11 protein-coding genes are annotated in these 14971 nt (G+C 61.7%); 7 read left to right on the top strand and 4 right to left on the bottom strand.

The features are described from left to right. Positions 1 to 21 precede the first annotated feature (21 nt). From phnA to SINAR_RS0102660, 7 genes are all read left to right on the top strand, one after another. Complete coding sequence (gene phnA / locus SINAR_RS0102690; protein WP_027997613.1) at positions 22 to 1296, top strand: phosphonoacetate hydrolase; 1275 nt, start codon at positions 22 to 24, stop codon at positions 1294 to 1296. Beyond that, positions 1293 to 2750, top strand: coding sequence for a phosphonoacetaldehyde dehydrogenase (phnY, locus tag SINAR_RS0102685; protein WP_027997612.1), 1458 nt, complete (start codon positions 1293 to 1295; stop codon positions 2748 to 2750). Before phnA ends, phnY begins: the two co-directional genes overlap by 4 nt. 234 nt (positions 2751 to 2984) lie before the next feature. After that, the gene (locus SINAR_RS0102680) at positions 2985 to 4007 is read left to right on the top strand and encodes a putative 2-aminoethylphosphonate ABC transporter substrate-binding protein (RefSeq protein ID WP_027997611.1); all 1023 of its coding nucleotides are present in this window, start codon (positions 2985 to 2987) and stop codon (positions 4005 to 4007) included. 89 nt (positions 4008 to 4096) lie between these two features. Next, the gene (locus SINAR_RS0102675) at positions 4097 to 5260 is read left to right on the top strand and encodes a putative 2-aminoethylphosphonate ABC transporter ATP-binding protein (protein WP_027997610.1); all 1164 of its coding nucleotides are present in this window, start codon (positions 4097 to 4099) and stop codon (positions 5258 to 5260) included. A gap of 5 nt (positions 5261 to 5265) precedes the next feature. Continuing rightward, positions 5266 to 7308, top strand: coding sequence for a putative 2-aminoethylphosphonate ABC transporter permease subunit (locus SINAR_RS0102670; RefSeq protein ID WP_027997609.1), 2043 nt, complete (start codon positions 5266 to 5268; stop codon positions 7306 to 7308). Between the two features lie 185 nt (positions 7309 to 7493). Next, positions 7494 to 10832 (top strand): M10 family metallopeptidase C-terminal domain-containing protein, encoded by a 3339-nt coding sequence (locus SINAR_RS0102665; RefSeq protein ID WP_027997608.1) that lies wholly within the window; start codon positions 7494 to 7496, stop codon positions 10830 to 10832. Between the two features lie 125 nt (positions 10833 to 10957). Then, entirely contained in the window at positions 10958 to 11356 is a 399-nt protein-coding gene (locus tag SINAR_RS0102660) for a hypothetical protein (protein ID WP_027997607.1), read from the top strand. A gap of 148 nt (positions 11357 to 11504) precedes the next feature. Here SINAR_RS0102660 and SINAR_RS0102655 read toward each other — a convergent pair whose 3' ends face one another. The 4 genes from SINAR_RS0102655 to SINAR_RS0102640 form a co-directional block, all read right to left on the bottom strand. Then, positions 11505 to 12776 carry a sensor histidine kinase gene (locus tag SINAR_RS0102655; RefSeq protein WP_027997606.1) on the bottom strand — a complete coding sequence of 424 codons (1272 nt, stop codon included), beginning with the start codon at positions 12774 to 12776 and terminating at the stop codon, positions 11505 to 11507. A 4-nt stretch (positions 12777 to 12780) separates the two neighbouring features. Then, entirely contained in the window at positions 12781 to 13479 is a 699-nt protein-coding gene (locus tag SINAR_RS0102650; RefSeq protein WP_027997605.1) for a response regulator, read from the bottom strand. A 36-nt stretch (positions 13480 to 13515) separates the two neighbouring features. Next, positions 13516 to 14067: a Spy/CpxP family protein refolding chaperone gene (locus tag SINAR_RS0102645; RefSeq protein ID WP_027997604.1), complete on the bottom strand. Its 552-nt coding sequence runs from the start codon at positions 14065 to 14067 to the stop codon at positions 13516 to 13518. Between the two features lie 134 nt (positions 14068 to 14201). After that, positions 14202 to 14738, bottom strand: a complete 537-nt coding sequence (locus tag SINAR_RS0102640; RefSeq protein ID WP_027997603.1) for a 3'-5' exonuclease — start codon at positions 14736 to 14738, stop codon at positions 14202 to 14204. Positions 14739 to 14971 lie beyond the last annotated feature (233 nt).

Here is a 14971-nt window from a genome sequence, read left to right as displayed (position 1 = left end):
TCACCTCCAGGAGCACAGCAGATGAACCAGATGTCCAAGATTTCGGTGACGGTGAATGGCCGCCGCTATCCGTGGCCCCGCGTGCCCGCAATTGCGATCTGCCTCGACGGATGCGAGCCCGCCTATCTCGATGCGGCGATCGACGCCGGGCTGATGCCCGCGCTGACGCGCATCCGGGAACGGGGCGCCGTGCGGCTGGCGCACAGCGTCATCCCGAGCTTTACCAATCCCAACAATCTCTCGATCGCAACCGGCAGCCCGCCGGCGGTGCACGGGATTTGCGGGAATTACCTCTATGAGCCAGCGACGGGCGAAGAGGTGATGATGAATGATCCCAAGTTCCTGCGCGCCCCCACCATTTTCCAGGCGTTCTATGATGCGGGTGCCCGGGTCGTCGTCGTTACCGCGAAGGACAAGCTGCGGGCGCTGCTCGGAAAAGGGCTCCGTTTCGACGAAGAGCGCGCCGTCTGCTTCTCGTCCGAAAAATCGGACAAGACGACCCGCGCGGAGCACGGTATCGACGATGCTTCTGCCTGGCTCGGCCGGCCGGTGCCCGAGGTCTATTCGGCGGCGCTTTCGGAATTCGTCTTCGCTGCGGGCGTCAAGCTGCTCAGGGAGTTTCGTCCCGACATCATGTATCTGACGACGACCGACTATATTCAGCACAAATATGCTCCCGGCGTTCCGGAAGCCAATTCCTTCTACGAAATGTTCGACCGATATCTCGCGGAACTGGACGGGCTCGGAGCAGCCATCGTCGTCACCGCCGATCACGGCATGAAACCGAAGCACAAGGAGGACGGCTCACCCGACGTCATCTATGTTCAGGACCTGCTCGACGAATGGCTCGGCAAGGATGCGGCCCGTGTCATCCTGCCGATCACCGACCCCTATGTCGTGCATCACGGCGCGCTCGGGTCCTTCGCTACCGCCTATCTTCCGGACGCATGCGACCGCAGCCAGGTCATGGCAAGGCTGAAAGCGATCCAGGGCGTCGACGTCGTGCTCGACCGCAAGGAAGCGTGCCGGCGCTTCGAGCTGCCGGAAGACCGCATCGGCGACATCGTCCTCGTTTCATCCGAAAACAAGACGCTCGGCACCAGCGAGCACCGGCACGACCTGGCCGCCCTCGACGAACCGTTGCGCTCCCATGGAGGGCTGACCGAGCAGGAGGTTCCCTTCATCGTCAACCGCGCTCTGCCCGAAGTCCCGAATGCTCCCCGTCTTCGCAACTTCGATGCGTTTTTCTATGCGGTAACGGCGGCGGCCGAGGCCGGTGCGGAGGGAGCGCTATGACGAAGGCGGAGGTCACAATCGCAGTGCGCCACGAACCGATGCGAATAGCCGGGCGCCTTATCGACACGGACGACCGCATAGAAGTCCGCTATCCCTGGAACGACACTGTCGTCGGCACCGTGCCCGCCGGCCGCGCCGAGCACGCAAGAGAAGCATTTGCGATCGCGGCCGCCTATCAGGCGAAGCTCACGCGTTACGAGCGGCAGAAAATCCTGCTGGCGACCGCGGAGGCGCTGGCCGCCCGCAAGGAGGAGATTTCCGACGTCATCACGCTGGAACTCGGCATCTCGAAAGCGGACTCGCTCTATGAAGTCGGGCGCGCCTTCGACGTCTTTACGCTTGCCGGCCAGATGTGCATCCGCGACGACGGCGAAATCTTCTCCTGCGACCTCACGCCCCACGGAAAGGCGCGCAAGATTTTTACGATGCGCGAGCCCCTGACCGCAATTTCCGCGATCACCCCGTTCAATCACCCGTTGAACATGGTGGCGCACAAGGTCGCGCCGGCGATTGCCACCAACAACTGTGTGGTGGTGAAGCCGACCGAGCTCACGCCGATGACGGCGCTGCTGCTCGCCGACATTCTTTACGAAGCTGGCCTGCCGCCGGAAATGCTTTCGGTCGTCACCGGCTGGCCTGCCGATATCGGCATGGAAATGATCACCAATCCGCATGTCGATCTCGTCACCTTCACAGGCAGCGTTCCTGTCGGGAAACTTATCGCCGCCAACGCGCACTACAAGCGCCAGGTACTCGAACTCGGCGGCAACGACCCGTTGATCATCCTCAACGACCTGTCCGACGACGACCTCGCCATGGCGGCCGACCTGGCGGTCGCGGGGGCGACGAAGAACTCGGGCCAGCGCTGCACGGCGGTCAAGCGCATTCTCTGCCAGGAAAGCGTTGCGGACCGTTTCGTGCCGATGGTCCTCGAACGGGCGAAACGCTTGCGTTTCGGGGATCCGATGGATCGCTCTACCGACCTCGGGACCGTCATTCATAAAAAGGCGGCGGCACTTTTCGAGCAGAGGGTGATGCGTGCGGCGGAGGAGGGGGCCGACATTCTCTATCACCCGGGGCGCAGCGGCGCACTCCTGCCACCGATCGTCGTCGATCGGGTGCCGCATCAGTCGGACCTCGTGCTGGAGGAGACCTTCGGCCCGATCATACCGGTCGTGCGGGTTCCCGACGACGACGACGCAACGATCGCCCTGTCGAACTCCACGGCCTTCGGCCTCTCCTCCGGTGTCTGCACCAATGATTACCGCAGGATGCAGAAGTACATAGCCGGACTGAAGGTCGGAACGGTCAACATCTGGGAAGTGCCCGGCTATCGCATTGAAATGTCGCCCTTCGGCGGGATCAAGGACTCCGGAAACGGCTATAAGGAAGGCGTGATCGAGGCGATGAAAAGCTTCACCAACGTCAAGACTTTTTCGCTGCCCTGGCCGTAAGGGACCCGGTGCTCCGATAAAAGAGGAAGGAGCGGTCCTGTGGCCGCTCTTTTCAATTTCGAGAGCATTGCGACGCAATATAAGATGGGGCAATGCTTCTATAAAATAAATAGATTTTACTTATCGATCTATCCCCCGCAGATTTCCCAGGCAAGGCGGATTTCCAGGCGCGCAAGTCGCCGTTACCGCCAAAAGAGCTTGCCAATTCGAATGCCAACAAAAAGGGGAATTAGCATGCCGTTTTCAAAGATATTCCTGGGCGCAGCGACTGCCCTCATCGTCACATCTTCCGCCGCCTACGCCGAAACCGAGCTAACGGTCTACACGTCCATCGAAGCGGTCGACCTCGACCGTTACAAGGAGACCTTCGAGAAGGCCCACCCCGACATCACGATCAACTGGGTCCGCGACTCCACCGGGGTCATGACGGCCAAGCTTCTGGCGGAGAAAGACAATCCGCAGGCCGACGTGGTCTGGGGAGTGGCTGCGACATCGCTGCTGCTGCTGAAGTCAGAGGGCATGCTCGAACCTTATTCTCCGAAGAACGTAGAGGCGCTCGACCCGAGATTCGTGGATAGCGACAAGCCGCCGAGCTGGGTGGGGATGGACGCCTATGTGGCGGCTCTCTGTTACAATACGGTGGAGGCCGAGAAGCTTGGCCTGACGCCACCAACCAGCTGGAAGGATCTCACGAAGCCCGAATACAAGGGCCACGTCGTTATGCCCAATCCCAATTCTTCCGGCACTGGCTTCCTCGATGTCTCCGCCTGGCTTCAGACGTTCGGCGAAGAGGAAGCCTGGTCTTTCATGGACGCCCTGCACGAGAACATCGCCGCCTATACCCATTCGGGCTCAAAGCCTTGCAAGATGGCGGCATCAGGCGAAACCGTCATCGGCGTGTCCTTCGAGTTCCCGGGCGCCAAGGCCAAAACGTCGGGCGCGCCCATCGATATCATTTTTCCTTCTGAGGGATCGGGTTGGGAAGCCGAGGCCACGGCGATCATCGCCGGGACAGCCAATCTCGATGCGGCGAAAACGCTGGTCGACTGGTCGATTAGCAAGGAAGCCAACGAGATGTACAATGTCGGCTATGCCGTCGTGGCTTATCCCGGGGTCGCCAAGCCGATCGAGAATCTTCCCGACAACGTCGCCGACAAGATGATCAAGAACGACTTCGAATGGGCCGCAAACAACCGCGCCCGCATTCTGAAGGAATGGCAGAAGCGCTACGACGCGAAATCCGAGCCCAAGTCCTGATCCGCATGGATATCGCGGGAACGTTCGGCGCTTAGCCACGAGCGTTCCCGTCAAGCCTCATCAAATGCTTATTGCCCAGGAGCTTGCGGATGAAACATGCAACAGCCCCCGCGGAGCCGGCCATGCCCGCATCCGCTACCCGTCGGATCGAAAGACGGCCATTCCTTGAAATCGGCGGACTCTGGAAAGCCTATGGCGATTTCGTCGCGCTCCGCGACATCGACCTCCAGGTGAAGGAGGGCGAATTCATCTGTTTTCTCGGGCCTTCCGGCTGCGGAAAGACCACGCTGCTCAGGGCCATCGCCGGCCTGGACATTCAGTCTCGAGGCACCATTTGCCAAGGCGGGCAGGATATTTCGAGGCTGCCGCCGGCGCAGCGCGACTATGGCATCGTCTTTCAGTCCTACGCGCTATTCCCGAATCTTACCGTCGAGAAGAACATCGCCTTCGGGCTGGAGAATATCGGCCGCCCGCGGCGCGAAATCGTCTCACGAGTCTCTGAGCTTCTGAAACTCGTCGGTTTGAGCAGCCAGGGCCGGAAATACCCGGCTCAGCTGTCCGGCGGACAGCAGCAGCGCGTGGCACTTGCCCGCGCCATGGCGATCTCGCCGGGGCTGCTGCTTCTCGATGAGCCCCTGTCGGCGCTCGACGCCAAGGTACGCGTTCATCTGAGACACGAGATCAAGGAGCTGCAGCGCAAGCTCGGCGTCACAACGATCATGGTCACGCATGATCAGGAAGAGGCCCTCTCCATGGCCGACCGCATCGTCGTCATGAACCATGGCGGCATCGAACAGGTAGGTACGCCGACCGAGATCTATCGCCACCCGAAGACACTCTTCGTCGCCGATTTCATCGGCGAGACCAACCAGTTCCCCGCAACGGTCGTGACGGGGGCGCAAGTCGAGATCGGGCACACGCGATTTGCCTGTGCCGAGCACCGGCTGCCCCCAGGTGCCGCGGCCGTAGCCGCGGTCCGGCCGGCCGACATCATCCCGCACGGTGCCGCCGCCCATAGGGCGACCGGGCTCGATGCCGTGGGGAATGCGGACAATCTCATCGACGCGCATGTGGAGGATATGGAATTTCTCGGCATGTTCTGGCGCACACGGCTCTCAGCCCCGCGCCTGAAAGAGAAGGCGCTGGTGGCGGACTTCTCGACAAACGCCGTTCGCCGGCTGAGCATCGAGATCGGCAGCGCCATCCAGGTCGAAATCCCGCAGGAACGCCTGCTCCTTTTTGCGAAGGCCTGACGCGAATGACGCTTGCTGTCGATATTCTTCCGCCCGGCCGAGCCGTTCGCCAGCAGATTTCCGGCGATGGCTGGCTCAAACGCGCAGTCATGCTCGTCGTCGGCGTCTATCTGGTTGTTGCGCTTGCGCTACCGCTTTTCGTGATGCTGTCGAAGTCGTTCTCCACCTACACGTTCGATCTTCACCAGTTCGAGTTCCAGGTGAGCGACCAAAGCGGGCAGGAGTGGAGCGATCCCGTTACCGCTGCGGCGCTCAATGCCACGGTCGGCGCCTTCCCGGAAAGCGACCTCAAGGCCAGCGCCGATGGGCGGCTGCAGGCGGCGAAGCTTTTCCCTGATTTCAGCTTCCGCAGCCCGGTCAGATATCGCATCCGCGGCACGAGCGATGAGGCGCACTTCCTTGCCGGTTCGCAGCTGGTGCGCGGTACCGAGTGGCAGGAATATGACAGCAACAATTTCCGCCGGGTGATGTTGCGGCCCTCGCGCTCGATCGGTCTTTCCAACTTCGCCGAGTATTTTTCAACGCCTTCACTCGTCCGTTCGATCAAGAATTCGGTGACGATGGCGCTCATCAGCACCGCAGTCACGCTCGTCGTCGCCTTCGGGCTCGCCTATGCCCTGAACAGGAGCCGGATGCCGGGGAAGGGGCTGTTCAAGCTGATAGTCACGATCCCGATCCTCGTACCGTCTCTCTTGCCCGGCATCGCGCTGGTGTACCTCTTCGGCAACCAGGGCGTCTTCAAGGATCTGTTGCTCGGCCAGTCGATCTATGGCCCCCTCGGCATCGTCGTGGGCTCGGTATTCTTCACGCTGCCGCACGCCTTTCTGATCATTTCCACGGCTCTCTCGGTCGCAGATGCCCGTCATTACGAGGCGGCGACGTCGCTTCGCGCAAGCAAGTGGCGGACCTTCCGGACGGTGACCGTGCCCGGTGCCCGATACGGACTGATCTCCGCCGCTTTCGTCGTTTTCACGCTGGTCATAACCGATTTCGGGCTGCCAAAGGTCATCGGTGGTCAATATGGCATGCTTGCCGTCGACATCTACAAACAGGTTATCGGCCAGCAGAATTTCGAGATGGGCGCCGTCGTCTCGGTCATTCTGCTCGTTCCGGCATTTCTGGCCTTCGCGGTGGATCGTATGACACAACGCCGGCAGGTGGCCTTGCTCTCTGCGCGCGCGGTGCCCTATGAGCCGAAACCGCGGCGCGGCTTCGATGCGGCATGCTTTGCTTTCTGCACGCTGGTCGCAGTCTTCGTGCTCGGCATGATCGGCATGTGCCAGGTCGCAGCGCTCGTGAAGTTCTGGCCCTATGATCTCAGTCTGTCGCTGCGAAACTATGCCTTCGATCTCATGGACGGCGGCGGCTGGGACGCCTATTACAACTCGATCCGGCTCGCCCTCATGACGGCCGTGATCGGCTCGCTGATCGTGTTCACCGGCGCCTACATGGTCGAAAAGACCAAGGGCTTCGCACTCGGCCGGGCGACATTTCATATGCTCGCCATGCTCCCGATGGCCGTGCCGGGCATGGTGCTGGGTCTTGCCTATATCTTCTTCTTCAACAACGCCACGAACCCGCTTCACGGCATCTACGGCACGATGACCATCCTGGTGCTCTGTACGGTTACGCATTTTTACACCGTCGCCCATCTGACGGCGCTCACTGCGCTGAAGCAGTTGGACCCGGAATTCGAAGCTGTTGCGGACTCTCTGAAGATACCGTTCTACAAGCTCTTCTTCCGGGTCACATTGCCGGTTTGCCTCCCCGCCGTACTGGAGATCGCGATCTATCTCTTCGTCAATGCCATGACGACGGTCTCGGCAGTCGTGTTCCTCTATGCCACGGACACCAAGCTTGCCTCGGTTGCCATCCTGAACATGGACGACGCGGGCGACATAGCGCCGGCGGCCGCAATGGGGATGATGATCTTCTACACCAATGTGGCGGCAAAACTTCTTCACGCGTTTGCATCGCGACTTCTTCTTGCCCGCACACAGGGCTGGCGGCGTGCATCGCAGAGTGCAGCGGCTACCGGTCTGCACTGACCGCCGAGCCGGCTAGCTAACCTGACGTCACCCCCGTCTTTGTGGGGGTGACAAGTCGAAGTTTCCAATCTCTATTTCGGGTGGGGCTGACGGGCAGGCGCACGCCATGCGTGCGGGTGGAAAATTGGCAGCTGCAGAACGGCACAGCCGTAAATGCGCACAATCGTCAGAGAGGGAAGCTTACGATGCCGAACCCTAGCCAGACCAGCGACAATTGGTGGGTCAACGATCAGACGCCGGATAACCCTTATGGCAAGAGCGAGGACTATGAGTCCTTTCTTGACTACCTTGGGGCGTTGCCCCGCAGTCTCACGCCAGAACTGGCTGCGGGAACGCTGAGGATCAACGTTTACGAGCTCAACGATCACCCCGAGTACAAGGCCGCCGCAATCGGCGCCCTGCAGATGTGGGCGTCTGTCACCCCTCTAAAATTCGAGATCGTCGACGACGCACCGTTCGACGGCACGACGGACTGGATGGAGGTCGTCAGCCCCGAGCTCGGCGAGGAGGACGATGGCAGCGCCTATTCGAGCAACCGTTATGTCAGCATCGGTCAGCGTTTCCACGACACGGAACCCAATAAGACGGATATCGGCGGTTATGTCTTCGATTCCTTCATCCATGAGTTCGGCCATGAGTTCGGGCTGAACCATCCTGGGCTCTACAACTACAGCGGTCCCGGCGGCGTGCAGATCAACTATCTGAACAATGCGACCTGGACTTATGATCGCCAGCAATACAGCGTCATGTCCTATTTCGATGGGATCGACGTCGGGGAAACCAGCCGCTGGTCTGCCTCGACGCCGCTTATGGCCGACATCGAGGCGGTCATACGCCGCTTTTTCTCAACCGTCGACGAGAATGGAGTGCGCACCTATCAGCACATAGACCTTAACACAGGGGACAATGTCTACGGCTTCGGGAGCACCCAGTACGGCTACCAGTTGACCTCCTCGGGCATGCAGCATGACATCGGCTTCGCGATTCATGACACCGGCGGCACCGACACGATCGACTTCTCCGGCTCGACCGCGGGTACGATCCTCGACTTGCGCGCCGGACAGTTCTCGAGTGTCAACGGTCATAGCAATAACGTGTCGATCTTCGCCGGACACAATGCGGATGGAGCCGACTATTACATCGAGAACGGGATCGGCAGCAGGTTTGACGACATCCTGATCGGCAATGACGGCGCCAATACCCTGGACGGCCGCAGCGGCGGCGACCGCATGGCCGGCAACGGCGGCGACGATATCTATTTCGTCGATTCCCTGGGGGACATCGTTCGTGAGGAGGCCAATGGCGGCAACGACACGGTCATCCTCCTATCCAGGCACCTGAAAATCAGGAAAATCGCCAACGTCGAAAACATCATCTACGCCGACGAGGCGACGACCCAGCCGGGCGGCGGCGGCGAGACCCCGCCCAGCGCCGGCGACAACACGATGACCAGCATCATCTTCGGCGGCAACGGAAATGATACGCTCGACGGCGGCGCCGGCGACGACACGATTTTCGGCCAGGGAGGAGACGACCTGATCATCGGCGGCCGCGACTCGCTCGCCAGCCGCGACATCAACAACACGATCGATGTCGAGGATCTTGAGGACCAGACCGAAAGCGATGATGGCAACGACACGCTCTACGGCGGTGGCGGCAATGACACCATCCTCGGCGGCCAAGGCAACGATATTCTCGACGGGGGCGCCGGTGACGATACGCTGATCGGCCAGGACGGAGTGGATATATTCAGGGGCGGTGCAGGCGTCGATACTGTCGATTTTAGCAAGGAAAGCCCTTTCCAACTGCTCGTCAACCTCGCAACGAATGTCGCCAGCGGCGGCACCGCCTCGGGCGACACTTTCTACAGCATCGAAAATCTGATCGGTTCCGATGACCGCATCGACCGCTTCATCGGCACATCCGCCGCAAATCATTTCTGGGGCCAGGGCGGCGGGGATTATTTCAATGGCGGCGGCGGCGATGACATCCTGGACGGCGGCAACGATGGCGACATCCTGTATGGCGAAGCCGGCAACGACACGCTCATCGGTGGCTCCGGGCAGGACTACCTGGATGGTGGTTCCGGCATTGATACGGTCGTCTACGCGGGCAGCCCGGACGGCGTGACGATCGATCTTGCCAACGGCACGGCCAACGGTGGCGACGGTGATGGTCCTGCGCAAATCGTCGGGCGAGGCGCAGTTATCCGGCACGATATTCTCGTCGGCTTTGAAAATGCCGTCGGTTCGTCATTCGATGACCATCTCATCGGCAATGCGCTGGCCAATGAGCTCTCCGGGGGAGCCGGCGACGATACGATGACCGGCGGCGGCGGCGCCGACAGATTGAACGGCGGCGCCGGCAGCGACACGGCGGACTACTCTGACGCGACGAGCGGTGTGAGGCTTAGTCTCGCTGGAGGCAAGTCCGGCGGAGATACATATATCTCCATCGAAAATCTTGCCGGTTCGGGATTTGGCGACCGACTGACGGGCAACGGCGCAGCCAATGTGTTGACTGGCCAAGGGGGGAACGACACGATCGACGGCGGCCGGGGTGACGACACCCTGCTCGGCGATTTTGCCTATCAGGGAGACGCGCCGCCTCGCCCGGGCATGGGAAGCGGCTACGCCACGCTGGGGCCGGATGCGGCGAACAACTCGATCGCAGCCGCGTTCGACATCTCAAACAACTTTTCCCTCACCAGCGACCGCGATATCTTCGATTCGACGACGATCCTTCATACGACCGTCAACGCCACCGGCAACGGCCAGGGCGGATACTATAAAATCAACCTGGCGGCCGGCACGGTCATTACGATCGACATTGACGGCATTGCCGATCCGAATGTCCATGACAGTTGGGTCAGGCTGCTCGACAGCGCCGGCAACATCGTTGCTCAGAACGATGACGGCGGCGGCGATCCCGGCTCCACGAGCAACCGGGATTCAAGCCTGGTATTCGTGACTCAGGAGACCGGAACCTATTACATACTGGAAGGCAGCTGGTCACCTACGGCGCCTGGCGATGGCTGGGCGGAAGCCGTCCCCGCAGGTTCGACATATGAGTTGAACGTATCGGTCGAGTTTCCCCCTGCGCCGGCCCAACCGGGTGTTGCGGGATCGGACACGCTCATTGGCGGGGGAGGCAGCGATCTGCTGGATGGCGGTCTGGCTGCCGACACCCTCATCGGCGGCGCGGGAGAGGATACATTCCGTTTCTCGACGGCGCTTGGGAACGGCAATATCGACTGGATCAAGGACTTCAACGTCATCGACGACACGATCCTGCTGGACAATCTCATCTTTGAGAGCGTGGGTGGCGAGGGCGCTCTCGCCCTGGGTGCATTTTATGGGAGTGCGGGAGGCGTCGCTCATGATGCCGACGACCGCATCATCTACGATGCCGATAGCGGCGTCTTGTCCTATGACGCCGACGGCACCGGAGAGATCGCGGCGATTCAATATGCGCAGCTGAGCACAAACCTGAGGCTTTCGGCGGCGGACTTCATTATTATCTGACCCGATAGCAGATGGGGCGCTTTCAGGCGCCCCATCTGCAGCATGGTGCGTCCTTTCGGACGCGCAAGCAGAGCGGTAATGCCGCTGCCGTACAGGTTCAGCTGGACATCCAGGGAGAGTGTGTGATGAAGCGCCCGACCGACCGCCGCACAGTTTTGATGACCGTCGGAGCTGCGGCTGTCGCCGCGGTCGCCGGACCAGTCGTTGCGCAACCGGGAGAGATTCGCGGCGCAGTCACGTTCGAGGACGGCGCGGTCCCGGAAGGCTATCTTGAGATTTACCTCGAGGATCCCGCCATTCAGGACAAAGCGCGACGACGCGCTGCGGAAACGCGGATCGAAAGCGACGGCAGGTCAAAGTCGATAGCATTTTCCTTGTCTCCGTCCGTTAGCCTGGCTGATTCGCCAACGCTGCGGATCGTTGCGCGCCTGGAGCGTGCGGATGGCTGGCTGGTCGCGCGTGGCAGCACACAGTTCAAGGCGGGTTCGCCTGTCTACGTCACGCTCAATGCAGTTATGTATTGAGGAGCCAGAACCATCGGCTGACTGCAAGAGTTTGTGCAAACCGTGGTCGCTAGTTCCATAACCTGCGTTATCTGATTTTCACATCTTTAGGTTGTGTAATGTTAGATATGACAACCTGACGATTTCTCCCGCGCTTGGGTGCGGTAGGCTACCCTCCCTCGGCTCTCAAAGGCGTCCGTTGGTACGCAGGCAGCGTCACGACGAAACAGGCGCCGCCGCCGGGCGGAGATTCGTAACGCACGGTGCCGCCGTGGCGTTCGGCGATCTGGCGCACCAGCGCCAGCCCCAGGCCCCAGCCGCCCGCAGCCTCGCTGCGACCCGACGGGCGGTAGAATGGCTCGAAAACGCGGTCGCCCTCGCTATTCGCTATACCGGTCCCGTGATCGCGGACCCGGAGTATCGCAGCACCGTCGGCCTGCGCGACGGTGGCTGTGACAGGTGGACCGCCGTGGTGCAGCGCGTTCTGCAGGAGATTGCGCACAAGTCTGCGGAGCAGCCGCGCATCGCCTTCGACCGTCGCAGGCGTTCCGGAAACCTCCACACCGTTGCGTGCGCCCTCTTCCGAGACCAGAGCCAGAAGGTCCACAGACTCCAGCGCATCGAGTTCCTCGACGTGGTCAAGCCTGCTCGCCAGCAGGATTTCCTCGATCAGCACGTCCAGCTCGGAAAGGTTGCGGATGACTTCCTCCTTTCGGTTCGCGTTCGGTGCCTGTTCGTAGAGATCGATCGCCATGCGCAGCCGCGCGAGCGGAGAGCGCAACTCATGACTGGCATTTGCGAGCAGAGCCCGGTGTGACTTGATCAGCCGCTCGACATGGTCGGCGGCCCTGTTGAAGCTCTTGGCCACCGCCGCCACCTCGTCGCTGCCGTCTTCCGGCACGCGAGCCACGAAATCGCCCCTGCCCCAGGCATCCACGCCCGCACGCAACCGCTCCAGGCGGCGGGTAAGGTGACGCACCACCGGATAGGCGGCGACCCCGATGACGGCGGCGATCAGTGCCAGGTAGGCGAGCGGATTGCGGCCCGACGGGCGCAAAGGCCGCTCCATACGCGCAGCCACGGCGCGGCCGTCAGGCAGTTCGGTCACCATGGTGTGAAAGTTGCCTCTGCCGTGGCGCCAGGACTTGTCGAGAATGTCGCGCGGGAGCGGGCGGCCTGCGCTCGCGATCAGCCTGCCCCGCGGGTCATATACGGCGATGTCAGCGCCGAAGGCCCTTGAAAACCGCTCAAGCGTCGCCTCGACCGATCCGCTGTCCATGTCGGGCGGAATCAGCGCGGCGACGAACCGGGCACGCTGGCTCTGCCACCCGGACTCCTCCTCGCCCTGCCCCAGCCATACGAATGCGGCGCTCGCGACGGCGACCGCGGCAAGGCTCGCGAGCAGCGTCAGATAGATTTTCAGAAACAGCCGGCTGCGCATCGCTCTATCTCGTATCGTCCTGATAGCGGGCAAAGACATAGCCGGCGCCGCGCACGGTAATGATGCGCCTCGGATGTTTGGGGTCGCTCTCGATGGCCGCCCTGATGCGCGAGATGTGGACATCGATGGAGCGGTCGAAAGCGTCCAGCTCCTCGCCCTTGACCGCGTCCATCAATTGTTCGCGCGAGAGCGTACGGCCTGCATTTTCGGCGAGCGTCACAAGCAGGTCGAACTGGTAGCTGGTCAGTGCACATTCGCGGCCGTCGATTCTGACGGAGCGGGAACCGGGATCGATCTCCAGCCGTCCGAAGCGAAGGGTCCGCGTAACCGTGGCGCTCCCGTTTCGGCGGCGCAGGATCGCCTTCAACCGCGCCAGAAGCTCGCGCGGATTGAAGGGCTTGGGCAGATAATCGTCGGCCCCGAGCTCCAGCCCGACGATGCGATCCGTCTCCTCGCCTTTGGCAGTGAGCATCAATATGGGGACGTCCGATACCGCACGTATGCGTCGGCAGGTCTCGAAGCCATCGTAATCCGGCAGCATGACGTCGAGGATAACGACGTCAGGGTTGCGGCGCCCGAGTTCGGCGATGCCCGCCGTGGCCGTCGCCGCAGTATCGACGGTGTAGCCGCTTCCGGAGAGATAATCGGAGAGCATGGCGGAGAGGCGCGTGTCATCGTCAACAATCAAGACCCTTTCCGCCATCCATGCGCTCCGTTCAATCTTCCGCCCGACTCATATTTACCACCGGCCGTGGCCCCTGCGCTCCTTCAAATGCTTGACGAGCTTGACGCGCTGCTCCGGCGTCAGCACTTCGGCCGCGTCGAGCAGCGCGGCCGTCATCTTGCGCGAGGCCTCGTCAATGGCTGCAATGCGTTCGCTGCGAAGTTTCTCGGCGGCGGCCCGGTCGATGCCCGGCGCGCCCAGGAGTTCGATAACCTCTTCGCGCGTCTCGCGGAAGTCCCGGAAAGTCGGTCTGATTTCGGCGCGGGCATTGTCGATGATGTCCCAAAGCTTGTCTTCCTGTTCGGGTGTCGCATCGAGCTCGTCGAGGATGCTGCCGATCCGGTGTTCCATAAAGCCACCACCTCCCATATGCGCGTGCATCACATGGCCGCCCATGCCGAAACGGCCCATGCCGAAGCCGAAATCGTCGCTACGCGCGGCTGCAAATCCGACCGCGCTGACGGCGGCGACGGCTGCGAGGCCGCCGATCGCCGCGTGCCGTCCCCATCCTTTCGAAACGGCCTTGCCGGCGCCCGACCCCGACAGGTCCTTGTCTTCGTTTTCCATTGCCAGTCTCCTTTGCTCCGCAGCACCTGCTGCGATGGAGGAAGGTAAGCGGGCAACGTTTCGACCGTTCCGGGCGAATGTAAAGAAATGTAAAGCCGCTCCGCGGCGCCGCAGACTGGGAACGTGACCACGATCTACGGCGATCCGGCACGCTCCGCTGCCGCCTTGCTGACCAGTCTCAACCGATCCAGTTCCAGGCACGCATCAGGGAGCGCTCTATGGACGGGCGGCGGCCCGGTTACGCCGATGACGCCGCGGACCAGGTCCGATACCTCCTGATCCGAAAACCTCTCGCCCATCCTGCGCCGTGCCGCATCGAGGAAGGCTTCGTCGGACTTTGCCAGTCGTAGAGCATGCCTTGGCAGCCCGGCAGCTCTCAGCAGCACGCTCAGCCACTTTCCGTCCCAGGAGGGTGCGCTGGCATAAAGCTGGTGCCCGGCTAGGTCACGGATCATCTCTTCGGCGACGAACGCGACAGAGAGCCCGTCTGCCCGAAGCAGATCCCTCGATATGCCGTGGACTGCCTCGGCCTCGGCGGACCAGTCTGTCCAATCCGGTGCCGGCCGTATCAGATAGGAACGCGAGCGGCCGTCCTCGAAGACCCAGGCGACCTCTATGGGAAAGCTTTTCTTGCTCAGAGACGATGCTTCGAAGTCCAGGAATACGATCATTCGCGGCCACGTTCTTCCAGTGCACCTGCGTAATCTAGGTCAGTTCCGCTCGAGCGACACGTCCCAGCCGACCTCACGCGATATGTCGGAAGCCACGCAGGCCACCACCAGCGCCAATCGAATGGCGCCACACTTGTTACTCCCGCCATCGGCTTTCCGGTGCCAAACTACTTCGTGCCCGACAGCCAGAGAATGGGCCGCGGTCGGGTTTCGCGTCAAAGGGGCGCGCCAAT

This window comes from Sinorhizobium arboris LMG 14919 (assembly GCF_000427465.1).
GTDB lineage: Bacteria > Pseudomonadota > Alphaproteobacteria > Rhizobiales > Rhizobiaceae > Sinorhizobium > Sinorhizobium arboris.
The sequence above is the reverse complement of the archived record's forward strand: the minus strand, read 5'-3'. Positions and strand labels throughout refer to the sequence as shown.

Excerpts from the sequence above, each read along its gene's own strand:
- SINAR_RS0102665 (WP_027997608.1), top strand. The coding sequence starts at position 7,494 with ATGCCGAACCCTAGCCAGACCAGCGACAATTGGTGGGTCAACGATCAG.
- SINAR_RS0102645 (WP_027997604.1), bottom strand. The coding sequence starts at position 14,067 with ATGGAAAACGAAGACAAGGACCTGTCGGGGTCGGGCGCCGGCAAGGCC.
- SINAR_RS0102660 (WP_027997607.1), top strand. The coding sequence starts at position 10,958 with ATGAAGCGCCCGACCGACCGCCGCACAGTTTTGATGACCGTCGGAGCT.
- phnY (WP_027997612.1), top strand. The coding sequence starts at position 1,293 with ATGACGAAGGCGGAGGTCACAATCGCAGTGCGCCACGAACCGATGCGA.
- phnA (WP_027997613.1), top strand. The coding sequence starts at position 22 with ATGAACCAGATGTCCAAGATTTCGGTGACGGTGAATGGCCGCCGCTAT.
- SINAR_RS0102670 (WP_027997609.1), top strand. The coding sequence starts at position 5,266 with ATGACGCTTGCTGTCGATATTCTTCCGCCCGGCCGAGCCGTTCGCCAG.
- SINAR_RS0102650 (WP_027997605.1), bottom strand. The coding sequence starts at position 13,479 with ATGGCGGAAAGGGTCTTGATTGTTGACGATGACACGCGCCTCTCCGCC.
- SINAR_RS0102655 (WP_027997606.1), bottom strand. The coding sequence starts at position 12,776 with ATGCGCAGCCGGCTGTTTCTGAAAATCTATCTGACGCTGCTCGCGAGC.
- SINAR_RS0102640 (WP_027997603.1), bottom strand. The coding sequence starts at position 14,738 with ATGATCGTATTCCTGGACTTCGAAGCATCGTCTCTGAGCAAGAAAAGC.
- SINAR_RS0102680 (WP_027997611.1), top strand. The coding sequence starts at position 2,985 with ATGCCGTTTTCAAAGATATTCCTGGGCGCAGCGACTGCCCTCATCGTC.
- SINAR_RS0102675 (WP_027997610.1), top strand. The coding sequence starts at position 4,097 with ATGAAACATGCAACAGCCCCCGCGGAGCCGGCCATGCCCGCATCCGCT.